Source organism: Chitiniphilus shinanonensis DSM 23277 (assembly GCF_000374805.1).
Taxonomy (GTDB): Bacteria; Pseudomonadota; Gammaproteobacteria; order Burkholderiales; family Chitinibacteraceae; genus Chitiniphilus; species Chitiniphilus shinanonensis.
In genome coordinates, this window is record NZ_KB895334.1 from 156,877 (window position 1) to 182,851 (window position 25,975).

The window sequence follows — 25,975 nt, forward strand, 5'->3', positions numbered from 1 at the left end:
TTATCGTGAAATACAATTTCCTTGTTGCTCTGCTCGTCGTGCTGGGAGCGGCTCCGACGCATGCTCAGCTGACGCTGGAGCAGGCAATCAGCCCCAAGAAGGCCGAGCAGTATGTACGCGCAGTTCCGCGCTCGGAGCTCGATGCGTACTTGCTCAAGCATGGCGCGCCCTATTCATACGAGGATGGCAGAACCAGCAACGTTGGTTTAACCGCTGCGACGTCGCACACGGAATACGCTTGGCGTTTTGATGGAAAAGAGGTTTTCTATTCTTATGTAAAAGCCTTTCGGTCGGATATAACCCCGCCACCGGCTTGCAGCGTTGACGCGCCTGCGGATAAAGCACTGAGGGATTCCGAGTGCGTCAAGTCGATTGTCAATTTTGCCGAATGCCACTTGTTTGTATTCGACTCGAATCGCAAACTGGTTGCCGTGCAGCCCTTGAACATCCCGCAGCCGGATTACTTGGTGGCCAAGCCATCTTGCTTCGACGTCCATGCTATGGCGCCGGCGAAAGTGGTCAAGAATGGTATGTTGATTGTGGCGAGTTATTACGACAGCCGATGGACATGCATGGCTGGGCAGGAATGCGCTTCCGACAACCCAGCCGCACTTCCAGACCCATTGTATAAAACAGCGTTTTTGGTGCGCTTTAACAAGGATGCGAACGGAAAATTGATTCTGACTCAAGATGATCATTGCCTTAAGCCCTTGAATAACTATTCAACAATCGTCCGCGCGCGAAAGGCGTTGGAAGAAATGAAGTGTAATTAAACGGAGCCGCCTGCCCATCATGCTCGTATGGTTGATGTGTATATACGGACGGCGCAGAGAGGAATATTAAAAATAAGTTGCTCGGATGGCTTTGGACGCTTCTCTGTTATTGATAATGTACGGAAATATTTTTCAGTCTATTGACTATTAGAGCTAACCGTTTTGAACTCGCCCAACACAAAGGCCGCCATTCGCCGCAGGCTATTTCTTGAGGCCATTCGCCAACCGCGAGCCGCACACTCCTGAAGGCTGCGCACAAGCGCTGAAAAAAACTCGATCTGGTCAGAAGCGAACGCACCACAGAAGAGCAGTTCGGAATCAACAGCAGTTCAGGTGAGTAACGCGTGAGGCCAGCGGATTCAACCGCCCTGCCTCGACCATGTACTCCGGTGCGAGGGGCGCATGGCGCCTCGTCACCTTCGAATCGCTATGGCCTAGGGTGCATCGCAGTGGGGCGGCTGGGCCGTTCCGCAGCGATGCGCCAGGCACGGCGCGCGCCTAACCAGCCCTGCGCAGGTTCACTGCCAGCCGTACCGCCGCGCATAGTGCGACTTGGCGTACTGGGTCAGCGACACATAGCCCAGCAGGATCGCCGCCAGCCAGGGGAAGTAGGTCCATGGCAGCGGCTGGAGCTTGAAGTAGTGCGCCAGCGGGCCCATCGGCAGGAACACGCCGACGGCGGCGATCAGCAGCGTCATGCCCAGCAATGGCCACGCTGCGCGGCTCTGTACGAACGGCAGCTTGCGGGTGCGGATCAGGTGCACCACCAGGGTCTGCGACAGCAGGCCCTCGATGAACCAGCCGGACTGGAACAGCGTCTGGTGCGCCGGGGTGCTGGCGTGGAACACGAAGTACATCAGCGCGTAGGTGGCGATGTCGAACAGCGAGCTGAGCGGGCCGAAGCACACCATGAAGCGCCCCAGCTCGTCCGGATCCCAGCGTAGCGGGCGGCGCAGTTGTTCCTCGTCCACCCGGTCGAACGGGATGGCGATCTGCGATACGTCGTACAACAGGTTCTGCACCAGCAGGTGCATCGGCAACATCGGCAGGAACGGCAGGAAGGCGCTGGCCACCAGCACCGAGAACACGTTGCCGAAGTTGGAGCTGGCGGTCATCTTGATGTACTTGAGCATGTTGGCGAAGGTGCGGCGGCCTTCGAGCACGCCTTCCTCCAGCACCATCAGGCTCTTTTCCAGCAGGATCAGGTCGGCCGCCTCCTTGGCGATGTCCACCGCCGAATCCACCGAGATGCCGATGTCGGCCGCGCGCAGCGCCGGCGCGTCGTTGATGCCGTCGCCCAGGAAGCCGACCACGTGGCCGTTGGCGCGCAGCACGCGCACCAGCCGTTCTTTCTGCAACGGCGACAGCTTGGCGAACACGGTGGCGGTTTCGGCCGCCGCCGCCAGCGTCGCGTCGTCCATCGCGTCGGTGTCGCTGCCCAGCAGCAGGCCCGTCACCGGCAGCCCCACCTCCTTGCAGACCTTAAGCGTCACCAGCTCGTTGTCGCCGGTCAGCACCTTCACCGCCACGCCGTGCGCGGCCAGGGCGCGCAGCGCCGGCGCGGTGGTTTCCTTCGGCGGGTCGAGGAAGGCGATGTAGCCGACCAGGGTCAGCCCGGCTTCGTCGGCCACGCCGTAGGTCTGGCGCAGCGGCGGCAGCTCGCGGGTGGCCACCGCCACCACCCGCAGCCCTTCCTGGTTCAGCCCGGCGGTCACCGCGCGGATCTGCGCCAGGCGTTCGTCGTCCAGCGGCAGGGTGCGGCCGTCCTGGCGCACCTGGGTGCAGACGGCGAGCATTTCCTCCAGGGCGCCCTTGCAGATCAGCAGGTGATGCGCGCCGTGCTCGCTCACCACCACCGACATGCGGCGGCGGGCGAAGTCGAACGGAATCTCGTCCACCTTGTGGTGGTCGCCCGCCACGTCGAGCAGCCGCTTCAGCTCCACGTGTTCCAGCACCGCCACGTCGAGCAGGTTCTTCAGCCCGGTCTGGTGGTAGCTGTTGAGGTAGGCCAGCGCCAGCACGTCGTCGGCGGGGGCGCCGAAGGCGTCGGTGTGGCGCTCCAGCACGATGTGGTCCTGGGTCAGCGTGCCGGTCTTGTCGGTGCACAGGATGTCCATCGCCCCGAAGTTCTGGATCGCGTCCAGCCGCTTGACGATCACCCGCTTGCGGCTGAGCAGCACCGCGCCCTTGGCCAGGGTGGAGGTGACGATCATCGGCAGCATTTCTGGGGTGAGCCCCACGGCGATCGACAGCGCGAACAGCGCCGCCTCCAGCCAGTCGCCCTTGGTGAAGCCGTTGATGAGCAGCACCAGGGGCGCCATCGCCAGCATGAAGCGGATCAGCAGCCAGCTCACCTGGTTCACCCCGGCCTGGAACTGGGTCGGGGTGTGGTCGTGCGCGGTGACGCGCTCGGCCAGCGCGCCGAAGTAGCTCTGGCCGCCGGTGGCGATCACCACGGCGCTGGCGCTGCCGCTGACCACGTTGGCGCCCATGAACAGCAGGTTGTCCAATTCCAGCGGGCTGGCGACGCCGGCGTCGCGCAGCGTGGCGAACTTCTCCACCGGCAGCGCTTCGCCGGTCAGCGCCGCCTGGCTGACGAACAGGTCCTTGGCGGACAACAGGCGCAGGTCGGCCGGGATCATGTCGCCGGCGGACAGGAGCACGATGTCGCCCGGCACCAGCTGGCGGATCGCCACTTCGGTGCCTTCCGCCGTGCCATAGCGCAGACGGGTGAGCGGCACGGTGTCGTCGCGGCGCAGCACGGTGGCGGTGTTGCTCACCATGTCGCGCAGGCGGTCGGCGGCGCTGTTGGAGCGCTGCTCCTGGACAAAGCGCAGCAGGGTGGAGATCACCACCATCACCGCGATCACCAGCGTGGCCTTGGCGTCCTCGGTCAGGTACGAGATCACCGCCAGCAGCGTGAGCAGCACGTTGAACGGGTTGCGGTAGCACAGCCACAGGTGCGCGGGCCACGACAGCGGCCGCTCGTGCTGGATCTCGTTGAGCCCGGCCTGCTCGCGGCGTTGTGCCGCTTCGTCCTCGCTCAGCCCGTCGGCGCGGGTGTCCAGCTGTTGCAGCAGGTGGTCGGTGGTCAGCCGCGATAGCGCGTGCAGCCGGTCGGCCAGCGTGCGCGGCATCTCCTTGCCGACGGCGCCGCCGCGCAGGAACTCCAGCATTGCCAGGCGGCGGAACTGGCGGATGCTCAGGCCGCGATGCAGCGCCGTCAGCACGGCGTTCTTCAGGAAGTCGAATTGCATGAAACCTCCCCGCCGACGGCACACAGGCCGCGGCCCAAGGATGGGGTTTGGTTCGGTCACCCGTGGGACGGCGCGCAGGCGGCGCGACGCCCGGTCAAGCGGATGACGAAACGGAATGCGGGGAGGGAAGCGGCACGGATCGGACGATCCGGCCGATGCCACGCCCTGCCGGACGGCAAGGACGATGGCGCGAGTACGCCGTGGTCGGGCTTGCCGTCAGTGGTCGGCGCAGGGCCGACTACCAGAGGGACTGTCCACGGAGAACTCCTGTTGGTGCGATGCAGCAAAAGCTACGCCCCGCGAGGCGGGGCGTCCAGTTAACGTTTCTTAAGGCGGGCGAAGGCGAATCGGGCCAGCGACATCAATCCACCCTGGCGCTGCAACGGCGCGATTACTCGTCGCCGGGATGGCGTTTGCGCGCCTCCAGCCGGCCCTGCACGCTGTCGAGCTGGCGTACCAGCTTGTCGATGGCGCCGTCGAGCGCAATATCGATGTCGTCGGCGTCGTGGGTGGCAGCCTGCGGGGTCAGCCCGGCCAGCCGTGCTTCCAGCGTGCAGCGGATGTCATTGCCGCCGCCCTTGTCGCCGTTGGTGTCGGCGAAATGCGCCTCCAGCCGGGTGAGCTGGTCGCCGAAGCGCGCGAACTCGCCGCGCAAGGTCTGTTCGACGCGCTGGTTCAGCGCTTCGCCGCCGTGGATGTGATGGTCGGTACGCACCTGGATCTGCATGGTTGCTCCGTTCGGGATATGGGGCCGTCGGGTTTCGCGGGCGCTCAGGACGAAAGCGAGGCGAGCACCTCGCGGCTGGGTACGAAGAATGCTGCGCCGCTGACGGCGCGGGTGTAGTTCAGCAGGTGGTCGACGCGACCGTCGGCGGTGGGCGACACCATGCGCGCCAGCATCTTCTCGAAGTTGACCGGGGTGCGGCAGTACGAGGCGAACAGCAGGCCCTTCTCGCCGCCAGGCATGCCGTAGGGCATCGACTGGCGCAGGATCTCCAGCTCCTCGCCGTCCTGCTCGATCTCCACCCGGCGCACGTGCGCGGTCAGCGGTTTGTCGTCGTCGCTCAGTTCCTCGTCGGTGTCCTTGGTGCGGCCGATCACCGCCTCCTGCTGCTTGACCGGCAGCTTCTGCCACTCGTTCATCCGGTGCACGTAGCGCTGCACGTGCGCGTAGCTGCCGCCGGCCCAGTCGGCGTCCTCCTGGCCGACCAGCGCCACCGCGACGCGCTCGTCGCCCTGCGGGTTCTCGGTGCCTTCGACGAAGCCGGTCAGGTCGCGTCCGTCGCGGTAGCGGAAACAGGCGGTGGTCTCCACCGGATCGAACCATTCGGCGAGATCCGCCACCAGCCGCTCGCCCAGCTCGTAAAGCAGGTCACAGCGTTCGCCGCGCAGGTGCAGCAGCAGGTCCGCGTCGGTGGACGGCGCGGGATGGATGGCGCCGGGGATGCGCGGAAAACCGCGCAATGCCTGCGGCCGGGCGTCGCCGAATAGGTCGCCCCAGGCGTTGGCGCCGATGCCGACGCTGCCCAGGGTGAGCGTCTCGGGCGCTTCCAGCGCCACCTGGTCGATCCGGTCGGGGATCGCGGCCAGCATGGCGCGCAGCGTGGCGTCTACACGGCGGCCCAGGCGGCGGCGCAGCAGCACGAACAGGGCGTGGGCGGAGGATGCGGGGAGGATGCCACTTTGCGGGGTGGGCATGGATTTCAGTGCTCCTGAGCGAATTCCCAGATGGCGGGCAGCCAGCGGGGATAGTCCTGGAAGGAATGGTCGCCACCCTCGATCACCGTCTGCCGGCAGCCGGCGTACTTGTCGAGCGCTTCGCGGTAGTCGAGGACTTCGTCCCCGGTCTGCAGCAGCAACCAGTAGCGGTCGGGCCGCGAGACGACGCGGTTCAATCCGCGCAGCTCGTCGGCGTAGCCGGCGTCGATCACGTGGGTCTCGCCGGTGTAGTAGTTGTGCTGGGGGCCGACGTACTGCCGCAGCAGTTCGTACGGATGCGCGGCGGGGTTGACCAGCACCGCGCTGCCGCCGTACTCCTCGACCAGCCAGGTGGCGAGGTAGCCGCCGAGCGAGCTGCCGATGAAGCAGACGCGCTCGCCCTTCAGCCGGTCCATCGCGTGCAGCAGCGCCTCGGTGGCGGCCTTGGGCTCCATCGGGATGTCGGGGCAGTGGAAGTAGTCGGAGCGGCCCTGTTCGGCCATCCACACGGCCGTTTCCTGCGCCTTTTTCGAAAAAGGGCTGGAGAGAAAGCCGTGCAGGTAGACGAGATGGACCATGGACACTCCGGAACGGTGGGCCCGGTTCAGGGCCGGTTGCCCATGGCGGGTCGGGCGAGGCAAGGCATGCGCGTCATCCGTCGTTCCTGGTGCGGGCGGTGTCAGGGGACCAGCAGGGTGGAGCCGGTGGTCTTGCGGGCTTCCAGGTCGCGGTGCGCCTGCGCCGCGTCGGCCAGCGCATAGGTCTGGCCGATGTTGGCCTCCACGTCGCCGCGCGCCACCACCGTGAAATAGTCCGCCGCGGTGTCCAGCAGTTCCTCGCGGGTGGCGGTGTAGTGGCCCAGCGCGGGGCGCGTCAGGTAGAGCGAGCCCTTCTGCGACAGGATGCCGGGCGAGAACGGCGGCACCGCGCCCGAGGCGTTGCCGAAGCTGACCAGCATGCCGCGCAGCGCCAGGCTGTCGAGCGAGCCTTCGAAGGTGGCGGCGCCCACGCCGTCGTACACCACCGGCACGCCGCGACCCTGGGTCAGCTCGCGCACCTGCGCCGCCCAGCCGGGCTGGGTGTAGTCGATCACATGGTCGCACCAGGCGCGGGCCAGTTCGGCCTTGGCGGCGGACCCGACGGTGCCGATCACCCTGGCGCCCAGGCAGCGCGCCCACTGGCAGGCGATCTGGCCGACCCCGCCGGCGGCGGCGTGGATCAGCACCGTCATGCCGCTGGTCACCGGGAAGGTGCGCTTGAGCAGGTATTGCGCGGTCATGCCGCGCAGCAGGGTGCCGGCGGCGACTTCGTCCGGGATCTCGCCGGGCACCGGCACCAGCCCGGTCGCCTGCATCAGGCGATGGCTGGCGTAGGCGCCGCATTCGCCGCCCTGGCTGGCGCGCTGCGCGCCGCCGGCGTAGGCCACGCGATCGCCGGGGGCGAACTCGACCACGCCCGCGCCCACCGCCTCGACCACGCCCGCCGCCTCCTGGCCGATACCCGACGGCAACGGCAGCGGATACAGGCCGCTGCGGTGGTAGGTGTCGATGAAGTTGACGCCGATGGCGGTCTGGCGGATCAGCACCTCGCCGGGGCCGGGATCGAGCAGCGTGGTCTCGGCCAGGGTGAGCACGTCGGGGCCGCCGGTCTGGGCGAAGCGGATGTAGCGGGCGATCTGGGGCATGGCAAGGCAACCTGCGGACAGGAAACGTATGAAGGTCGGGGCCGTTGCCGGAATTTCAAAGCGCGGGCCTGGAAATCGATTATCACCTTAGAGCTTGTTTACCATCTTTTCACGATGCCGTTCGAAGCCGTGTCGGCAAGCAGGCTCCTGGACCGACCGGGCATTGCCTGCAGGCAACGCCGGTCGAAAGGGCCAGGTCTCTGGCGGGGCGTCAGGCCAGGATATGCATCCCGCCATCCACGTAGAACACGCTGCCGGTGATGGCCGCCGCGCCCGGCTCGCACAGGAAGGCGGTGGCGGCGCCGACGTCGTCGATGTCCACCAGCTCCTGCAACGGCGCGCGCTGGGTGGCTTCCTCCAGCATGTTGGCGAACTCGGGGATGCCCGAGGCGGCGCGGGTCTGCACCGGGCCGGGCGAGACGGCGTGCACGCGGATCTTCCGCGGCCCCAGCTCCACCGCCAGGTAGCGGGTGGTGGCTTCCAGCGCGGCCTTCACCGGGCCCATCACGCCGTAGTTGGGCACCACCTTTTCGGCGCCGTAGTAGCTGAGGGTGATCAGTGTGCCGCCGTCCTTCATCAGCGGCTCGGCGCCCTTGGCCAGCCGTACGAAGGAGTGGCACGAGATGTCGATCGCCTGGAGGAAGCCCTCGCGGCTGGAATCGACCACCCGGCCGTGCAGGTCCGCCTTGGGGGCGAAGGCGATGGCGTGCAGCGCGATATCCAGCTTGCCCCAGCGCTGGTCGATCTGCTGGAACACGTTCTCCAGCGCGCCGTCCTGGGTGACGTCGCACTTGATCAGCAGCGCCGGTTCCAGCGTGGGCAGCAACGGCTGGATGAAATCGAGCGTGCGGTCGTTGACGTAGGTGACGACCAGTTCCGCGCCGCGTGCCTTGAGCGCCTTGGCGATGCCGTAGGCCAGCGATTGCTCGTTGGCGATGCCGGTGATCAGCGCGACCTTGCCGGTGAGGGTGCTCATTCTGGGGTTACTCCTTGGCGTTGGGGTTGGAAGTACGGGCCCGGCTGGTGGCCGGCTTGCTGCCGTTGCCGCTGCGCGCGGCGGCCGGCTTGGCCTTGGGCGCGACGTCCGCCTGCTGCTTGGCCTGGCCGGCGCGGGTCTTGGTCACGGGCTCCTTGGCCGGTGCGCGCTTGCCCGCCGCCGGCTTGGCGGTTGCCGTCGTGGCCTTGGCCGCCGGTGTCCTGGCGGCGCGCGGCTTGGTCGCGGCGGACGTGCTGGCTTTGGCGGGGGCGGCCGGTTGCGCGGCGGCAGTGGCCGGCTTGAATGCGGCTTCGACCTCGGCCTCCTCGGCGATGGCCGCGGCGGTGATCGGCTCGAAGGTGCCCAGCACCTCGGTTTGCAGCAGTGCCAGGTTGGCCAGGGCCTCCTTGGCCGCCGGCAGGCTGCGCACCATCTCGGTGATGGTCGCGAACGCCTGCTTCAGCGCCGCTTCGTCCGGGAACAGGCCGGGCAGCGTCTTGCGGGCTTCGGCCGGGAAGCGCCAGGCCAGCAGCGACTGCCGCTGGAAGCGGGCATTGACCTCGTCCATCGACACGCGTTGCAGCGCCGGGTGTTGCGCGATCCATTCATACGCGGCCTGGCGACGCTCGACGTTGATGCTGGGCAAGCCGCGCTGGACCAGCACGGCGATGCGCAGCACGCCGTCGAGCAGATCGCCATGCGGCAGCGACGCCAGCAGTTCGGCGTCGTTCCACGGCGAGGTGGTCTGGCGCTGGCGTTCGAGGTAGTCCGGGATCAGGTCGTTGCCGATGCCGGAAACCGCGGCGGGGCCGTAGAGGTTGAAGAACGCCAGCTCGGTGTTGGCGTCGCGCACGTCGCGGTACACATCCAGCGCCGCCGCGTTCTGCCCGACCAGATAACGCTCCCACTGGCGCCATTCCGGGTCGCGCGGGGTGCGCAGCTGGCGCACGTAGTCGGCGGCGTGCTGGTTGAGCTTGGCCAGTGGATTCAGGCTGGACCAGCCCCAGTGCTGGACGCGCAGCGGGTGGAAGGCGCGGCCCAGCTTGGCCATGTCCTCGGTGACGAAGGGGGCGATCCACGGCCGCACCAGCGTGGTGTAGACCGACACGCCCAGCTTGGAGAGCGCCTCCACCGCGGCGAATGGCAGCTCGTCGCGGCGCTGCTCGCGCTGCAGGCCGCGCAGTTCCTCGACGCTGCGCTCGGTCAGCTCCGCCACGTGTCGCACCGTGCCGTCGGGGGCGGTCTCGTCGTGGATGTCCAGCTGGTACAGCCCCGGCGACAGGGTTTCGATCACCTGCAGCAGTTCGACGATCTGGGCGTGTTCGCGGCGGGCGATCTTGGCCGAGACGAAGATGCCCAGGTGGCCGGTGGTCTTGTGCGCCAGGCCGACGATCACCTGCCCGCTGGCCTTCAGACTGTCGGTGTCCGGGTACAGGTCGAGCACCCAGTTGATCGCCTGTTGCGGCGGCGTGATGTTGTCGCCCAGCGAGGCGAACACCACCATCGGCGCGCGGATCTTGCGCAGGTCGTAGATCTCGTTGCGGCCGATGGCCTGGCCCTCGGTCAGGTTGTTGCCGACGAACAGGTTCTCGACGATCCAGCGGATCTCCTCCTCGTTCATCAGGAAGTAGCCGCCCCACCAGCGCTCGAAGTCGAGGTAGCGCGGCGGCTCGGTGTCGATCTGGTCGTACAGGTGATGGTTCTTTTTGACCAGGGTGTTGGCCGGGTCGAGGTTCTCGAAGTTGTCGACCAGGTAGGCGCCGTCGAACAGGCCGCCACCCAGGTCGGCCGCCAGCAGCGCGCTCCAGGCGCCGCCCAGCATGCCGCCGGCGTAGCGCATCGGGTTCTTGCCGTCGCTGCCGGCCCAGTACGACACCGGCGCGCCGGCCATCACCATCGCGCCGACCAGTTCGGGCGCGTGCGCGGCCACCAGCATCGCCGCCCAGCCGCCCTGGCAGTTGCCGACCAGCGCCGGCTTCGGCGATTCGGGATGGCGGCGGATCACCTCGCGCAGGAAGTCGGCCTCGGCCAGGGTCACGTCCTCCAGGCGCTGGCCGGGCATCGGCTGCGGGAAGAACACGCAGAAGTACACCGGGTGGCCTTCGCGCAGCGCCATGCCCACTTCGGAGTCATCCTTGAAGCCGCCGATGCCGGGGCCGTGCCCGGCGCGCGGGTCGATGATGACGTAGGGGCGCTTGCGCTCATCGACGGCGACGCCGGCCGGCGGCACGATGCGCGCCAGCGCGTAGTTCACCGGCCGGGCGAAGGTGCGCGCGTCCAGCACCAGTTCGTAGTCGAAGTGCAGCAGCGGCGGCTTGCCGGCCTTTTCGTGTTCGAGGAAGTTGTCGCCGCGCTGGCGCAGGGTGTCCCAGAACAGCACCTGGCGCTCGACGCTGTCGGTCCAGTAATCCCAGGCGGCGGCGATGGGGTTGCTGGCCAGCGCATGCGGCGGCGGCGCCTGGACTTCCCACCATTTGTGCAGGGTCTCCGCCACGCGGCGTTGCCATTGCAGGGCGAGTTTGAGGGGGAGGGTGGTGGCGACGGCGAGCCGTTCCGATTGCGTAGGCATGATGGGCTTTCCCTTTAGGAACACTTCGCTGTTATGGCAAGTGAAACGGCGGCAGGCAACCTCGAATTGTTGCACTGCAACGAAGATTTCGCCGGAAGCCCGTCGGATCGGGGGGCTGGACGGCCTATGGTAAAATTCGCGGTTTTCGCTGACGAATCAAAACCTCATGACCGCGCGCACCGCCCAGCTTCGCCAATTGTTGTCCGACCGCATCCTGATCCTCGATGGCGGCATGGGCACCATGATCCAGCAGTACCGGCTGGAAGAGGCCGACTACCGCGGCGAGCGCTTCGCCGACTGGCCGTCCGACCTCAAGGGCAACAACGACCTGCTGGTGCTCACCCGCCCGGACGTGATCGGCGCCATCCACCAGCAGTACCTGGATGCCGGCGCGGACATTATCGAAACCAATAGTTTCAACGGTACTGCCATCGCCATGGCCGACTACGGCATGGAAAGCCTGGTGTGGGAGATCAACCACGCCGCGGCGCGGCTGGTGAAGGACCTGTGCGTGGCGCAGACCGCCGCCACCCCCGACAAGCCGCGCTTCTGCGCCGGCGTGCTCGGCCCGACCAACCGCACCGCGTCGATCAGCCCGGACGTGAACGATCCAGGTTATCGCAACGTCACCTTCGACGAACTGGTTACCAGCTACCTGGAGGCGATCGACGGCCTGGTGCAGGGCGGCGCCGACCTGCTGCTGGTCGAAACCATCTTCGACACGCTGAACGCCAAGGCGGCGGTGTTCGCCATCCACCAGTATTTCGACGAGCGCCCCGAAGTCGAGCGGCTGCCGATCATGATCTCCGGCACCATCACCGACCAATCCGGCCGCACCCTCACCGGGCAGACCACCGAGGCGTTCTACAACAGCCTCAACCATGCCGACGCCATCAGCTTCGGCCTGAACTGCGCGCTCGGCCCCGACCTGCTGCGCCCCTACGTCGAGGAGATGGCGCGCATCGCCGACACCTTCGTCTCGGTGCACGCCAACGCCGGCCTGCCCAATGCCTTCGGCGGCTACGACCTGGGCCCGCAGGAGATGGCCGAACAGGTGAAGGAATGGGCGCAGAGCGGCCTGACCAACATCATCGGCGGCTGCTGCGGCACCACGCCGGCGCACATCGCCGCCATCTGGCAGGCGGTGAAGGACATCGCGCCGCGCCGCCTGCCGCAGATCGAGAAGAAGTGCCGGCTGTCCGGCCTGGAGCCGTTCAACATCGGCGACCACGATCTGTTCGTCAACGTCGGCGAGCGTACCAATGTCACCGGCTCCAAGGCGTTCGCCCGGCTGATCCTGGCCGGCGACTATCCGGCCGCGCTGGAGGTGGCGCGCCAGCAGGTGGAGGCCGGCGCGCAGGTGATCGACGTCAACATGGACGAGGGCATGCTGGACGCCCACAAGGCCATGACCACCTTCCTCAATCTGCTCGCCGCCGAGCCCGACATCAGCCGCGTGCCGGTGATGATCGATTCGTCCAAGTGGGACGTGATCGAGGCCGGCCTGAAGTGCGTGCAGGGCAAGTGCATCGTCAACTCGATCTCGATGAAGGAGGGCGTGGACAAATTCGTCGAGCAGGCGCGCCTGCTGCGGCGCTACGGCGCGGCGGTGATCGTGATGGCGTTCGACGAGGTGGGCCAGGCCGACACCTTCGCCCGCAAGATCGAGATCTGCGAGAAAAGCTACCGCATCCTGGTGGACGAAGTGGGCTTCCCGCCCGAGGACATCATCTTCGACCCCAACATCTTCGCCGTCGCCACCGGCATCGAGGAGCACGCGCGCTACGGCCTGGACTTCATCGAGGCCACCGGCTGGATCAAGCGCCACCTGCCGCACGCCAAGATCAGCGGCGGCGTGTCCAACGTGTCGTTCTCGTTCCGCGGCAACAACAAGGTGCGCGAGGCGATCCACGCGGTATTCCTCTACCACGCGATCAAGCAGGGCATGACGATGGGCATCGTCAACGCCGGCGCGCTGGAAGTGTATGAAGAGGTGCCGGCCGAACTGCGCGAGCGCATCGAGGACGTGGTGCTGATGCGCGGCGACCAGCGCGATCCGCTGGCCGCCACCGAGGCGTTGATCGCCCTGGCCGAGACCTATCGCGGCGACGCCAACCAGGCCAAGGGCGAGGATCTGTCGTGGCGCCAGGGCAGCTTGCAGGAGCGCATCACCCACGCGCTGGTCAAGGGCATCACCACCTACATCGTCGAGGACACCGAAGAGGCCCGCCTGGCCGCCGAGCGCCCGATCCACGTGATCGAAGGCCCGTTGATGACCGGCATGAACCACGTCGGCGACCTGTTCGGCGCCGGCAAGATGTTCCTGCCGCAGGTGGTGAAGTCGGCGCGGGTGATGAAGGCCGCCGTGGCGCACCTGGAGCCGTTCATCGAAGCGGAAAAGATCGCCATGGGCCTGGCCGACGCGCCGGCCAAGGGCAGGATCGTGATGGCCACGGTCAAGGGCGACGTGCACGACATCGGCAAGAACATCGTCGGCGTGGTCCTGCGCTGCAACAACTACCAGGTGCTCGACCTGGGCGTGATGGTACCGGCGCAGAAGATCCTCGACACCGCGCGCGAAACCGGCGCCGACATCGTCGGCCTGTCCGGCCTGATCACCCCGTCGCTGGAAGAGATGGCGCACGTCGCCAAGGAGATGGAGCGCCAGGGCTTCGACATCCCCCTACTGATCGGCGGCGCCACCACCAGCAAGGTGCACACCGCGGTCAAGATCGAGCCCAACTACCCGCGCGGCAACGTGGTCTACGTGCCCGACGCCAGCCGCGCCGTCGGCGTGTGCTCCAGCCTGCTCAGCGACGAACTCAAGCCCGCCTTCGTCGGCAAGGTGCGCGACGAGTACGACAACATCCGCACCATCCACGCCAACAAGGACCGCACCCAGTTCCTGCCGCTGGCCGACGCCCGCGCCAACGGCTTCAAGGTGGACTGGCGGCAATACGTGCCGCCGGTGCCGCGCCGGTTGGGCGTGTTGCGCTTCGAGAACGTGCCGCTGGACGCCATCGAGCCCTACATCGACTGGAGCCCGTTCTTCAACGCCTGGGAACTGTACGGCAAGTACCCGCGCATCCTGGAGGACGACGTGGTCGGCGAATCGGCGCGCGCGCTGTTCGCCGACGCGCAGAAGATGCTGCGCGAACTGGTGGCCGGCAACTGGCTCACCGCCAGCGGCGTGGTCGGGTTGTTCCCCGCCAACAGCGTGGGGGGCGAGGACATCGAGATCTATTCGCCCGACAGCGGCGAAACGCTGATGACCTGGCACAACCTGCGCCAGCAGAACGTCAAGGCGGCCGGCAAGCCCAACTGGTGCCTGGCCGACTTCGTCGCGCCCAGGGACAGCGGCGTGACCGACTACCTGGGTGCCTTCGCCGTCACCGGCGGGCTGGGCATCGAGCCGCACGTCGCCGCGTTCGAGGCGGCCAACGACGACTACAGCGCCATCATGGTCAAGGCCCTGGCCGACCGCTTCGCCGAGGGCTTCGCCGAATACATGCACGAGCGGGTGCGCAAGGAGCTGTGGGGCTACGCCGCCGACGAGGCGCTGACGGTGGACGAGCTCACCGACGAGCGATACGTCGGCATCCGCCCCGCGCCTGGCTATCCCGCGTGCCCGGACCACACCGCCAAGACCGGCCTGTTCGACATCCTGGACGCGCCGGCCATCGGCATGACCCTCACCGAGGGCTATGCCATGCTGCCCACGGCGGCGGTGAGCGGCTTCTACTTCAGCCATCCGCAGGCGCAGTACTTCGCCGTCGGCAAAATCAACAAGGATCAGGTCGAGGACTACGCCGCGCGGCGCGGCGTCAGCGTGGAGCAGGCCGAGCGCGACCTCGCGCCCAACCTGGGCTACAACCCCTGAGCGACGCCCCGCGCCGTCGCTGCGACCACCCCGCCCGGCCGATGCCGCGGCGGGGTTTTTTGCGTCCTTTGCGCCCGACAAGGCGCGCCCGCATTTCGCCTGGATTGTCGTGTTCCACCGCTGAAAAATCCTGAAAACCCACGCAGCGCGCTGCACGCACACGGTATCGGACGCCCGGCCGCACCGGCGGCGGCAACTTCTTGAAAATTCTTGTGAATCCGGCGCAAAACCGCGATGGCGGCACTGGGCGGCATATTGCGGGACCGGCGATGCATGCTTTTAATCGACCTGGGCATGACCCATAAAAAACCCCAATCGAGAGGAGCATCCATGAACCGAAGCACCATCCTGTCCGGCCTGCTGCTGGCGTGCAGCGCCAGCGTGCTGCCGCCACTCGCCGTCGCCGCCGACACCCCCGTCGAAGCCAGCCGCCACGGCGACCGCCAGCGTGCCGAAGTGGTCGCGTACATCCGCACCTGGGCGATGGACGACGGCCGCTTCTGGAAGGCCAAGGACATCGACGGCGACCTGATTACCCAGCTGAACCTGGCGTTTGCATCGATCCGTCCCGACGGCACCATCCACCTGCGCGATGTCGAGCCGCAGCCGCCCAACCAGCAGGGCGAAACCCCGCCGGCGTTCACCAAGCTGTGGCACGAAGTAGCCAAGTTGCAGAAACGCTATCCGCAGTTGAAGGTGAACCTGTCGATCGGTGGCTGGGCCGCCGACGGTTATTCGCAGATGGCGATGACGCCCGAAGGCCGCGCCCGCTTCATCGCCAGCGTGCTGGGCTACGTGGAGCGGTATCACCTGTCCGGCATCGGCATCGAATGGCAGTACCCGGTCGGCCCGGATTGGGGCCTGCCGATCAAGACCGACCCCAAGGACCGCGACAACTACATCGCGCTGCTGGAGGAAACCCGCGCCGCGCTGGATCGCCTGGGCGCCAGGACCGGCCGCAAATACCAGATGACCGCCGCAGTGCCGTCCAGCCCATGGTTCGCGCAGAAGAACGACCTGCAACGCGCCGCGCGCAGCGTCGATTACCTGACCGTCACCGCCTATGGCGCCTACGGCAGCTGGAGCAGCACCACCGGCCATTTCTCCAACTTGTACCAGCGCACCGACGATCCGGCGTGGGGCGGCTGGAGCAGCGACCAGAGCATGCGCGTCTACCTGGACGCCGGCATCGACTCGCGCAAGCTGCTGCTGGGCGTGCCGTTCTACGGCGCGGCCTGGAGCGGCGTCGCCAACCAGGCCGACGGGCTGTTCCAGCCGTTCAAGGGCGTGGCGCTGGGCGGCTCGCCGAGCTGGGACACCATCCGCAAGGACGTGCTCGGCAAGCCCGGCTACGTGCGCCACTGGGACGACATCGGCAAGGCGCCGTGGTTGTACAACGGCGACGTGATGATCAGCTACGAGGACGCGGAAAGCCTGAAGCACAAGGTGAAGTACCTCAAGGAAAAGCGCCTGGGCGGGCTGACCGTGTGGGAATACACCCAGGACCGCGACGCCGAGCTGTTCGAGAAGCTCGACGACTACCTCAGGGATTGAGCGCGGGCCGCGCCGTCGATCTTCGGGCGTCTCCCAAGATCGATGTCGCCGCGCGCGGCGTGGCATGATCGTCGTTCCCGTCGTGCCACGCCCGCCATGTCCCAACCTGTTCCGCCCGCCACCGTCCCCAGTCCCTGCGTCGCCCTGTGCCGGCTGGACGACGATGGCGTCTGCGTCGGCTGCCGCCGCACCGTGGACGAGATCGCCGCCTGGTCGCGGATGGACGACGACGCCAAGCGGGCGGTCTGGGCGCGGTTGCGGGCGCTCCCCCCGGCGGGGCATCGGCGCTGTCCGCGTTGTGGCGCCGACTTCCCCTGCGGCAGCGGTGGTCGCGACGGCGGATGTTGGTGTGTCGACCCGCCGCCGGCGATGCCGCTGCCCGATGCCGGCGACTGCCTGTGCCCGGCCTGCCTCGACGCCGAGATCGCGCGCCGGTCGGCGGGTCGTGGCGCCGAACACGGTTGAAGCGCGGCGGCCTGGCCGCACCTTGCTGGTTTACCCCATGCGCAGGTGCCGCCATGTCCACTCCCCTGAAGATCGATTTCGTCTCCGATGTCTCGTGCCCGTGGTGCGCTGTCGGCCTGTACGGCCTGCAACGCGCCGCCGAGCAATTGGGCGACGAGGTGGCGCTGGCGCTGCACTTCCAGCCGTTCGAACTCAACCCGCAGATGGGCCCGACCGGGCAATCGCTCGCCGAGCACCTGGGCGAGAAGTACGGCATGGGCGAGGAGCAGTTGCGCCAGAGCCACGAAGCGCTGCGCCAGCGCGGCGAGAGCGTGGGCTTCACCTTCGGCGAGCGCGAACGCATCTACAACACCTTCGACGCGCACCGCCTGCTGCACTGGGCCGGTGAACTGGGCGACGCGCAGCAGCTGGCGCTGAAGCAGGCGCTGTTCGCCGCGTATTTCACCGACGGCCTCGACCCCAGCGACCACGACACCCTCGTACGCATCGTCCAGGCGATCGGCCTGGACGGCGGCGCCGCGCGCGAGATCCTGCAAGGCGAGCAATACGCCGACGCCGTGCGCCGGCAGGAGCAGTTCTACCAGCAGCAGGGCATCACCGCCGTGCCGTCGGTGATCGTCAACGACCGTTACCTGATCCAGGGCGGCCAGCCGCCGGAAACCTACGCCCGCGTGCTGCGGGAGATCGCGGCGGAGGCGGCGGGTTGATTGGGGAGTCACCCTAAACCTTGAACCACAGAGGGCGGTGAGAACACAGAGGGGTCACAGAGAAAGGCCAATCGGATCAGGTGATGAGCCGTGCGTTGCGGGCTGACCACCCCGTCACCCGAAGGGACGGTTTTCTCCGTGCGACTCCGTGTGCTCACCGTCCTCAGTGGTTCAAGACGTGGGGCTTTCTACGACATCCGTCTTGGCCGCTTCCGCGCGGCAGGCGGCGGCGGTGAACAGCACGTCGGTGGAGGAGTTGAGTGCGGTTTCGCAGGAATCCTGCAACACGCTGATGATGAAGCCCACCGCCACCACCTGCATCGCCAGATCGTTGTTGATGCCGAACAGGCTGCACGCCAGCGGGATCAACAGCAGCGAGCCCCCGGCCACGCCCGAGGCGCCGCAGGCGCAGATCGACGCCACCACGCTCAGCAGCAGCGCGGTCGGCAGGTCCACCGGAATGCTCAGCGTGTTCACCGCGGCCAGCGTCAGCACCGTGATCGTCACCGCGGCGCCGGCCATGTTGATGGTGGCGCCCAGCGGGATCGATACCGCGTAGGTGTCCTCCGGCAGGCCCAGCTTGTGGCACAGCTCCAGGTTGACGGGGATGTTGGCGGCCGAGCTGCGGGTGAAGAAGGCGGTGATGCCGCTCTCGCGCAGACAGGTGAACACCAGCGGGTACGGATTGCGACGCAGCTTCCAGAACACGATCAGCGGATTGATCACCAGCGCCACCAGCAGCATGCCGCCGATCAGCACCGCCAGCAGCCGCGCATAGCCCCACAGCGTGCCGAAGCCGGTTTCGGCCAGCGTCGAGGCCACCAGCCCGAGAATGCCCAGCGGCGCCAGCCGGATCACCGCGTGCACGATGGCGCCGACCGCATGCGCCAGATCGTCCAGCGCGCGGCGGGTGGTGTCGGCCGCGTGGCGCAACGCCAGCCCCAGGCCCACCGCCCACGCCAGGATGCCGATGAAATTGCCGTTGCCCAGCGCGTGTACCGGGTTGTCCACCACGTTCATCAGCAGATCACGCAGCACCTCGACGATGCTGGCCGGCGCCGCGATGCCGCCCTTCGGCTGGACCAGCGCCAGCGTGGAAGGGAAGGCGAAGCTCAGCAGCACCGCCACCAGCGCGGCGGAGAACGTGCCCAGCAGGTAGAGCAGCAGGATGGGGCGGATGCTGGTGCGCTGGCCCTGGCGATGGTTGGCGATGGCCGACGCCACCAGCACGAACACCAGCAGCGGCGCCACCGCCTTCAGCGCACCGACGAACAGCGAGCCGAGCAGGCCGGCGGCCGATGCCGCGCCGGGCGCCAGCAGCGCCAGCACGATGCCCAGCACCAGACCGACCACGATCTGCGCCACCAGGCTGCCATGGGTGATGAAGCGGAGGAGTCCAGAGGGTTGGGTCATCGGTGTGTCCGGTTGCGGGTGGAGAAGGGCTGCGCGACGCGATCGGTGCGTCGGCCAGTATAGGGGAAGGGTCATTCCGTCGAGCCTGAGGAAAACCGCGCTTGCTTCCGAACCGATACCACCGGCCAAGGCGGCGCGCGGGCTCGGGGGCATTCGATCTAGAATCGACGTTTTCCCCGGCCGCGCGTTCCATGCACATCGTCGTCGTCTTCCCCACCCGCACCGAAGCCAAATACTTCCACCATCCCGCCGCCGAGGTCGCGTTCTGCGGCGTGGGCCTGACGGCGGCCGCGGTCGCCACCACCCGCTTGATCGAAACGCGGCATCCCGACGTCTGATCCTGGCCGGCATCGCCGGGGGCTATCCGCATTCGCGCTACAAGGTGGGCGATACCGTGCTGGTGGCCAGCGAGCGCGAGGCCGACCTGGGCTTTTTCACCCCGAGCGGTTTCCGTCACCTGTCCGGGCTGGAACTGGACATGGATTTCGATCACCAGCCGGTATTCCACTGCCCGCACCTGCCGGCCGATCCGCCGTTGCCGCTGGCGCACAGCAACTCGATGAACGCCGCGCTGGCGCCGTTCGTGGCGACGCAGGAGGTGGACATCGAGAACATGGAAGGCGCGGCGTTCTTCCATGCCTGCCTGGAAGCCGGGCAGCGCTTCTACCAGGTGCGCGCGATTTCCAACGTTGCCACTGTGGTGCACGACGAATGGGATTTCGAAGGCTCGATCCGCAACATGACGCGCGGCGTGGAGACGTTGATCGACTATCTGCTGGCGTGAGGGGCTGGTCGTAATCGGGATGTCGGCCTGGCACGGCTGAAGCCGGCCAAAAAAAAACGGGGCCCGGACAGGCCCCGTTTTCCGTCGCGCGCGAACCGCTCAGCCCGCCGCCTCGTCTTCGGCCTCCTCGCCGAGGAAGCCGCCGCTCTGGTGCGCCCACAGCCGGGCGTACAGCCCGTTGTGCGCCAGCAGCGCGGCGTGGTTGCCTTCCTCGACGATGCGGCCACGGTCGAGCACGATCAGCCGGTCCATCGCGGCGATGGTGGACAGCCGGTGGGCGATGGCGACCACCGTCTTGCCCTCCATCAGCCGGTACAGGCTGCCCTGGATCGCCGCCTCGACCTCGGAGTCGAGCGCGCTGGTGGCCTCGTCCAGCAGCAGGATCGGCGCATCCTTCAGCATCACCCGGGCGATGGCGATGCGCTGGCGCTGTCCGCCGGACAATTTCACCCCGCGTTCGCCGACGTGCGCCTCGTAGCCATGCCGGCCCTTGGGGTCGGTCAGCGTCAGGATGAAGTCGTGCGCCTCGGCGCGGCGCGCGGCGGCGATCATCTCTTCGTCGCTGGCGTTGGGCCGGCCGTAGAGCAGGTTGTCGCGCACCGAGCGGTGCAGCAGCGACGTATCCTGCGTGACCATGCCCACCTGGGCGCGCAGGGTGTCCTGCGTGACCTCGGCGATGTCCTGGCCGTCGATCAGGATGCGACCGCGCTCCAGGTCGTAGAAGCGCAACAGCAGGTTCACCAGGGTGGACTTGCCGGCGCCCGAGCGGCCGACCAGCCCCACCTTTTCGCCGGGGCGGATCGTCAGATTCAGGTTCTCCATCACCCGCTGGCCGTTGCCGTAGCTGAAGTCGAGCTGCTCGAACCGGATCTCGCCGCGCGTCACCTGGAGCGGGCGGGCGTCCGGCCGGTCGTTGATCTCGATCGGGCGCGACAGCGTGGTGATGCCGTCCTGCACCGTGCCGATCTGCTCGAACAGGTTGGACATCTCCCACATGATCCAGTGGGAGATCCCGTTCAGCCGCAGCGCCATCGCGGTGGCGGCGGCCACCGCGCCCACGCCGACCTCGCCGCGCGTCCACAGCCACAGCGTGACGCCGGCGCTGGCGGCCAGCAGCAGCATGCTCAGCGTGTGGTTGACGATCTCGAAGCCGCTCACCAGTCGCATCTGGCGGTAGGCGGTCTGCATGAATTCCTGCATCGCGCCCTTGACGAAGCTGGCTTCGCGCTGGGCATGCGAGAACAGCTTCACCGTGGCGATGTTGGCGTAGGCATCGGTGACGCGCCCGGTCATCAGGCTGCGCGCGTCGGCCTGCGCGCTGGCGGCCTTGCCCAGGCGCGGCACGAAGTACCACACCGCCACTATGTACAGCGCCAGCCAGCCCAGGAAAGGCAGGATCAGCAGCCAGTCGAAGGCGCCGACCACCGCCAGCATGGTGACGAAGTAGATGATCACGAACACCAGGATGTCGGTGACGATCATCACCGTTTCGCGCACCGCCAGCGCCGTCTGCATCACCTTGGTGGCGACGCGGCCGGCGAACTCGTCCTGGTAGAAACTCATGCTCTGGCCGAGCAGGTGGCGGTGGAAGTTCCAGCGCAGGCGCATCGGGAAGTTGCCCGCCAGCGACTGGTACTTGAACAGCGCCTGCAAGGCGATCAGCAGCGGACTGCCCAGCAGGATGGCGACCAGCAGCAGCAGATTGCCCTGCTGGGTGGCCCACAGCTGGTCGCGCGGCGTGGCGCCCAGCCAGTCGACCACCGAGCCGAGCATGCTGAACAGCAGCGCCTCGAATGCGCCGATGCCGGCGGTGAGCAGCATCACCACGAAGATCAGCGGGCGCATGCCGGCGGTGCCGGCCCAGATGAAGGAGAAAAAGCCCGTGGGCGGCTGGGCGGGGGGAGCGTCCGGATAGGGATGGACGCGTTGCTCGAACCATTTGAACAAGGAGAACACCTTTTTACTTTAAAGATCATTTAAATCAGCCCGTTGCGGGCCGGACCCCATCTTGACCCAGCAACATGGCTGCTTCAAGTAAAGCCTGCGTTTCAATTTGACCGGCGTTGCGAACCTGTCGGTCCTGACCACGATGTGGCCTTATGCCCGGCCCGATTCGCACTCACCACCGGCGGCCTCGACCGCCGGATTGCACCGCCGCGTCGCCGAGCCGTCGCCCGGCTGCTACCATCGCCTTCCCTTTTCCCCACGGCGGCCGGCCATGCCCTTGCTCCAGGTTGAAATCTCCACCGAATACATCGCCCTCAACGACCTGTTGAAGATCGCCGGCGTGGTCGACAGCGGCGGCGCCGGCAAGGCGCTGGTCGCCAGTGGCGTGGTGACGGTCGATGGCGCGCAGGAACTGCGCAAGACCAACAAGATCCGTCCCGGCCAGCGGGTGCGGGTGCACGATGTGGAAATCGAGGTGGTGGCCGGTTGAGCAGTACCCGGCACACGATGCGACCACCGCGGTGGCAGGCTATTTCATGCCGGACTTTGCACGGCACATCAAGGCTTTCTGCTTGCAAAACAGCAGCTTATGCGTGCCGCCATTTTCATGACATTTGGATAGATTTCCATCGTTCCGGGTGATGGATGGCAGGCGCGGCGCTGGATTTCGCCCAGGTGAATGCGGAAGATCATCATCGTATAGCCAATGGTTTTCATTAACCTGCGGAGCCCACGATGATGCCGCGTTCGCCCGAGCAGCCCTTCCCGCCCTTCGCCATCCAGCACGGCGACGTGGCCATCAGCGCCTCGTTCAAGTGGCTGCGACGGGTGCCGCACCGCAAATGGCTGGGGCTGGTCGATGCCCCGATCGAACTGCCGCTGCCGCCCCTGCCCGAGCAGGCCATCGCCGGCAGCTACGCGTGGCCGGCCGGGCGGCGTGCCGGCGAAGCCCGCGCCGTCAACATCTACAGCGCCTATCTCGACGAACCCGGCCACGCCGAGCTGTTCAATCGCTACCTCGACGCCTTGCAGGGATTGCGTGCCCGTCTGTCGCCGCGCGATTTCGCGCAATGGCGCGCCCACATGGCCGGCTGGGAGATCGAGATCCTGGTGCGCGATCCCGATGCGCCGCGCGGCATGCGGCTGTGCGAATTCAACGGCCTGGAACTGCACGACCTGGACCTGGCCGCCGACCGCCTGGCGCGTTTGCCGTACCAGGCGGAAGAAGTACCGCTGGTGTTCCCCCCGGATGACCAGGACGCCGATGTCGAAGCCGCGTGGGCGTTGTTCGGCGAGCACGGCTACGCCACGCCCGACCGCATCGTCATCGACTACCTGGACTACGGCGACCCTGACGACGGCGCCACGCATCGCGTCGCCATCGACCGTGACTGGTTCGTCGCCGCATTCGGCCACGTGGCCCATCGCATCGTCGCGCAGATGCAGCGCGTCGCCGAGGCCACCGCGGGCGATGCAACGCACTGATTTGGTGCGATTTCGCCGCATGCCGTGGCGGGTGTGGGAATTTGCAGACAATGGTCGCTGGTTTTGTCAGGAAACGAGCCATCCTCATGGACGGAAGGGGGCGACTGCTCTAGCATTCGTAAGCTTACATCGCGCGCGGCCGACCTTTCCGCCCCATCCTGGCGCACCGGAACGGCCCAGCGCTACCTGGAGACCCATGGCCACTTCGCTCAAGCTCGCCGAGCTGATCGCCTCGTTCAGCTATGCGCTGGACCTCACCGAGGGACAGCCCGAGGGCCATTGCGTGCGCTGCTGCTGGATCGGCATGCAGATCGGCCGGCAATTGCAGTTGCCGCCGGATCGGCTGTGGTCGCTGTATTACACCCTGCTGCTCAAGGATCTGGGGTGCAGCAGCAACGCCGCGCGCATCTGCGAGCTGTACCTGGCCGACGACCGCTCGTTCAAGCACGACTTCAAGCTGGCGGGCGCCGGGATGGCGGCGCTGCTGGGCTTCGTCGTCACCCGTACCGGGCGCAATGCCGGCTGGTCGCGGCGGCTGGCGGCGTTGCTCAATATCCTGCGCAACGGCGGCGACATCGCCCAGGAGCTGATCCAGACCCGCTGCGAGCGCGGCGCCGACATCGCGCGGCGGCTGCGCTTCCCGGAAACGGTGGCCGAGGGCATCCACGCGCTGGACGAACACCACGACGGTGGTGGCCGGCCGCGGGGCCTGGCCGGCGAGGCGATCCCGCTCAACGCGCGCATCGCGTTGCTGGCGCAGGTGATCGACGTGTTCCATTTCTCCGGCGGGCCCGACGCCGCGCTGGACGAAATCCACCAGCGCGCCGGCAGCTGGTTCGATCCGGCGCTGGTCGGCGCCTTCGAGATGGTCGCCGCCGCGCCGACCTTCTGGGCCGCGCTGGCCGATCCCGAGCTGGACGAAGTGGTGGCCGCGCTGGCGCCGGCCCACGCCGAAATCGTGCTCGACGACGACTACCTGGACCAGATCGCCGCCGCCTTCGGCGAAGTGGTCGATGCCAAGAGCCCGTTCACTGCCGGTCACAGCGCGCGGGTGGCGCACTACACCGACCTGATCGCCGAGGAACTGGGGCTGCCGGCGGCGCGTCGGCGCTGGCTGAAGCGCGCCGCGCTGCTGCATGATGTTGGAAAGCTGGGTGTCAGCAATTCGGTGCTCGATAAGCCGGGAAAACTGGACGCCGACGAGTGGGCGGCGGTGCAGCGCCACGCCGGCTACACCGAGCAGATCCTGGGCCGCATCGGCCCGTTGGAAGCGCTGGCGCGCGTCGCCGCCGCACACCACGAACGACTGGACGGCGCGGGCTATCCGCGTGGACTGGCCGGCGACGAGATCGAACTGGAAACCCGCATCATCACCGTGGCCGACATTTTCGACGCCATCAGCGCCGAGCGGCCCTACCACCCGCCCGCCACGGTCGCGCACACCCTGGCGCTGATGGAACTGGGCATCGGCAGCGCCATCGATCCGCAGTGCTTCGCGGCCTTGCGTCGGGTATTGGCGCGGGAAGCGCCGAGTGTGGAAAGCAGGGAGGCCGCGCTGGCGAGTTGACCGCCACCGCTGGGTAGCGGCCGGCGCGCCGCCGATGAGTCGTTGGCCCACCTTCCTGGCGGCGCCGCGCTAGGCGTAATCGTCGATCAATACGCCCACGCCCAAGCGCTGCGTGGTGGTGGCACCGGAGGTTTCCTGGTCGTCGCTGCGCTGTTGTGCGGCACGGGCGATTTCCTGGCGGATCGCCTCGATCTGCTTCTCGAGTTTCTCCACCCTGGCGGCGCGCTGTTCTTCCGTGAGCGAGCGATCCTGCTGCGCCTGGGCCAGTTGCGCCTGGAGCTGGACCAGCTGCGCGCGCAACTGCGCGGTGCGGTCGCTGCCTTGCACGCCCTGAACACCGAGGGCCGCAGTGCCGCCCAAAGAGGAAATGCCGCCCACGTCCATCTGGTTTCCGCCCTCCATGCACCCGGCCGCGATGCCGGGCTCAATTCAAGCTTCCTCGCACGGTGGCATCGCGGCAAGCGCTCGATCGAAGGGCCATCCCTGAATGGTTCAATCCCTTGTTTGGAAAAGAAAAAGGCGTGCCGGGCACGCCTTTTCGACACAGCGCGGATCGCTCAGTCGCGCGGCTGGATGTTGTTCATCACGTAGCGCACGCCCGGCACCTTCTCGGCGATCATGCCGGCCTGGGCCATCTGCACGCCGGTGTCGGTGGCGCCTTCAATGGTGACGTCCTCGCCCTTGCCGCTGACCTTCAGGTCGAACCTGGCGATGTCCGCATCGGCGTCCAGCGCGGTCTTCACGGCCTTGGCCAGCGCTTCGTCCTTCAGCGGCGCGGGCGCGGCGGCCGGTGCCGGGGCGGCGGTCTTCTGCTCCGGCGCGCTGGCGCAGGCGGTGGCCAGGATGGCGGTCAGCAGGCAGGCGGTCAGGCCCAGGCGAGTCTTGGTGGTGTTCATCTTGATCCCCGATTCAGTCATGGTTTGAGAGCGGCTAACAAAACCCTCCTGGCGTCGTCGCGCGCGGGCGCCGAGCTGAACTTGCCGTACTACGCGTACGGTCTGCGTTTCGCGCTTCTTGCCAGGATCGCTTCGCTGGGTTTTGTCAGCCGCCCTCTGCCGCGGATGCGGCTCGGACCAGGCCCGACGGGCCGGCTGCGCGCGATTGTGTGCAATCGGTATTGCAGCAACATGACAGTCACAAACGTGGATGGGGCGAGTTCCCGGAGCGGCCGACAAAACCCGGCGTGGCGGTCCGGCAAGGCGCGCGAAATGTCCTG

22 protein-coding genes are annotated in these 25,975 nt (G+C 67.2%); 10 read left to right on the forward strand and 12 right to left on the reverse strand.

All coding sequences use genetic code 11. The features are described 5' to 3' along the window. Window positions 1–5: 5 nt before the first annotated feature. On the forward strand, window positions 6–773 hold the full coding sequence (locus C556_RS0100795; RefSeq protein ID WP_018746316.1) for a hypothetical protein: 768 nt from the start codon (window positions 6–8) through the stop codon (window positions 771–773). A 518-nt stretch (window positions 774–1,291) separates the two neighbouring features. Here C556_RS0100795 and mgtA read toward each other — a convergent pair. From mgtA to C556_RS18745, 7 genes are all read right to left on the reverse strand, one after another. Then, a complete protein-coding gene (mgtA, locus tag C556_RS0100800) occupies window positions 1,292–4,030 on the reverse strand; it encodes a magnesium-translocating P-type ATPase (RefSeq protein ID WP_018746317.1) in 2,739 nt (912 codons plus the stop codon). A 391-nt stretch (window positions 4,031–4,421) separates the two neighbouring features. Further along, window positions 4,422–4,757, reverse strand: a complete 336-nt coding sequence (locus C556_RS0100805) for an HPF/RaiA family ribosome-associated protein (protein WP_018746318.1) — start codon at window positions 4,755–4,757, stop codon at window positions 4,422–4,424. 44 nt (window positions 4,758–4,801) lie between these two features. After that, window positions 4,802–5,728 (reverse strand): Dyp-type peroxidase, encoded by a 927-nt coding sequence (locus C556_RS0100810; RefSeq protein WP_018746319.1) that lies wholly within the window; start codon window positions 5,726–5,728, stop codon window positions 4,802–4,804. 5 nt (window positions 5,729–5,733) lie between these two features. Then, window positions 5,734–6,306, reverse strand: coding sequence for a YqiA/YcfP family alpha/beta fold hydrolase (locus tag C556_RS0100815; RefSeq protein ID WP_018746320.1), 573 nt, complete (start codon window positions 6,304–6,306; stop codon window positions 5,734–5,736). Between the two features lie 101 nt (window positions 6,307–6,407). Continuing rightward, on the reverse strand, window positions 6,408–7,412 hold the full coding sequence (locus C556_RS0100820; RefSeq protein WP_018746321.1) for a quinone oxidoreductase family protein: 1,005 nt from the start codon (window positions 7,410–7,412) through the stop codon (window positions 6,408–6,410). A 211-nt stretch (window positions 7,413–7,623) separates the two neighbouring features. Further along, complete coding sequence (gene fabI / locus C556_RS0100825) at window positions 7,624–8,388, reverse strand: enoyl-ACP reductase FabI (protein WP_018746322.1); 765 nt, start codon at window positions 8,386–8,388, stop codon at window positions 7,624–7,626. A 7-nt stretch (window positions 8,389–8,395) separates the two neighbouring features. Further along, window positions 8,396–10,957, reverse strand: coding sequence for a DUF3141 domain-containing protein (locus tag C556_RS18745; protein ID WP_018746323.1), 2,562 nt, complete (start codon window positions 10,955–10,957; stop codon window positions 8,396–8,398). A 166-nt stretch (window positions 10,958–11,123) separates the two neighbouring features. Between C556_RS18745 and metH the strand changes: the two genes are divergently transcribed. The 4 genes from metH (at window position 11,124) to C556_RS0100850 (ending at window position 17,563) form a co-directional block, all read left to right on the forward strand. After that, complete coding sequence (gene metH, locus C556_RS0100835) at window positions 11,124–14,837, forward strand: methionine synthase (protein WP_018746324.1); 3,714 nt, start codon at window positions 11,124–11,126, stop codon at window positions 14,835–14,837. Between the two features lie 330 nt (window positions 14,838–15,167). Further along, entirely contained in the window at window positions 15,168–16,391 is a 1,224-nt protein-coding gene (locus C556_RS18750) for a glycoside hydrolase family 18 protein (protein ID WP_018746325.1), read from the forward strand. Window positions 16,392–16,487: 96 nt separating this feature from the next. Beyond that, window positions 16,488–16,856, forward strand: a complete 369-nt coding sequence (locus C556_RS21985; RefSeq protein ID WP_083930196.1) for a cysteine-rich CWC family protein — start codon at window positions 16,488–16,490, stop codon at window positions 16,854–16,856. Between the two features lie 53 nt (window positions 16,857–16,909). Beyond that, window positions 16,910–17,563: a DsbA family oxidoreductase gene (locus C556_RS0100850; RefSeq protein WP_018746327.1), complete on the forward strand. Its 654-nt coding sequence runs from the start codon at window positions 16,910–16,912 to the stop codon at window positions 17,561–17,563. Between the two features lie 171 nt (window positions 17,564–17,734). Here C556_RS0100850 and sstT read toward each other — a convergent pair whose 3' ends face one another. Next, window positions 17,735–18,976: a serine/threonine transporter SstT gene (gene sstT, locus C556_RS0100855; RefSeq protein WP_018746328.1), complete on the reverse strand. Its 1,242-nt coding sequence runs from the start codon at window positions 18,974–18,976 to the stop codon at window positions 17,735–17,737. A 191-nt stretch (window positions 18,977–19,167) separates the two neighbouring features. On the opposite strand from sstT, the gene C556_RS23700 reads away from it, so the two are divergent. Beyond that, window positions 19,168–19,314, forward strand: coding sequence for a hypothetical protein (locus tag C556_RS23700; protein ID WP_018746329.1), 147 nt, complete (start codon window positions 19,168–19,170; stop codon window positions 19,312–19,314). A 44-nt stretch (window positions 19,315–19,358) separates the two neighbouring features. Continuing rightward, the gene (locus C556_RS18755) at window positions 19,359–19,760 is read left to right on the forward strand and encodes a phosphorylase family protein (RefSeq protein WP_018746330.1); all 402 of its coding nucleotides are present in this window, start codon (window positions 19,359–19,361) and stop codon (window positions 19,758–19,760) included. Window positions 19,761–19,859: 99 nt separating this feature from the next. Here C556_RS18755 and C556_RS0100865 read toward each other — a convergent pair whose 3' ends face one another. Continuing rightward, complete coding sequence (locus tag C556_RS0100865) at window positions 19,860–21,707, reverse strand: ABC transporter ATP-binding protein (RefSeq protein WP_018746331.1); 1,848 nt, start codon at window positions 21,705–21,707, stop codon at window positions 19,860–19,862. A 271-nt stretch (window positions 21,708–21,978) separates the two neighbouring features. Between C556_RS0100865 and C556_RS0100870 the strand changes: the two genes are divergently transcribed. Next, window positions 21,979–22,197: an RNA-binding S4 domain-containing protein gene (locus C556_RS0100870; RefSeq protein WP_018746332.1), complete on the forward strand. Its 219-nt coding sequence runs from the start codon at window positions 21,979–21,981 to the stop codon at window positions 22,195–22,197. Window positions 22,198–22,265: 68 nt separating this feature from the next. Here C556_RS0100870 and C556_RS22680 read toward each other — a convergent pair whose 3' ends face one another. Beyond that, window positions 22,266–22,424, reverse strand: coding sequence for a hypothetical protein (locus C556_RS22680; RefSeq protein WP_157235676.1), 159 nt, complete (start codon window positions 22,422–22,424; stop codon window positions 22,266–22,268). An 18-nt stretch (window positions 22,425–22,442) separates the two neighbouring features. Between C556_RS22680 and C556_RS0100875 the strand changes: the two genes are divergently transcribed. Further along, window positions 22,443–23,192, forward strand: a complete 750-nt coding sequence (locus C556_RS0100875; RefSeq protein WP_018746333.1) for a hypothetical protein — start codon at window positions 22,443–22,445, stop codon at window positions 23,190–23,192. A gap of 196 nt (window positions 23,193–23,388) precedes the next feature. After that, window positions 23,389–24,759: an HD-GYP domain-containing protein gene (locus tag C556_RS0100880; RefSeq protein WP_018746334.1), complete on the forward strand. Its 1,371-nt coding sequence runs from the start codon at window positions 23,389–23,391 to the stop codon at window positions 24,757–24,759. Between the two features lie 69 nt (window positions 24,760–24,828). Here the strand turns inward: C556_RS0100880 and C556_RS0100885 are convergent, their stop codons facing one another. Next, entirely contained in the window at window positions 24,829–25,143 is a 315-nt protein-coding gene (locus C556_RS0100885; RefSeq protein ID WP_026262701.1) for a FlxA-like family protein, read from the reverse strand. A 173-nt stretch (window positions 25,144–25,316) separates the two neighbouring features. Beyond that, a complete protein-coding gene (locus C556_RS21990; RefSeq protein ID WP_083930262.1) occupies window positions 25,317–25,655 on the reverse strand; it encodes a BON domain-containing protein in 339 nt (112 codons plus the stop codon). Between the last annotated feature and the right edge of the window lie 320 nt (window positions 25,656–25,975).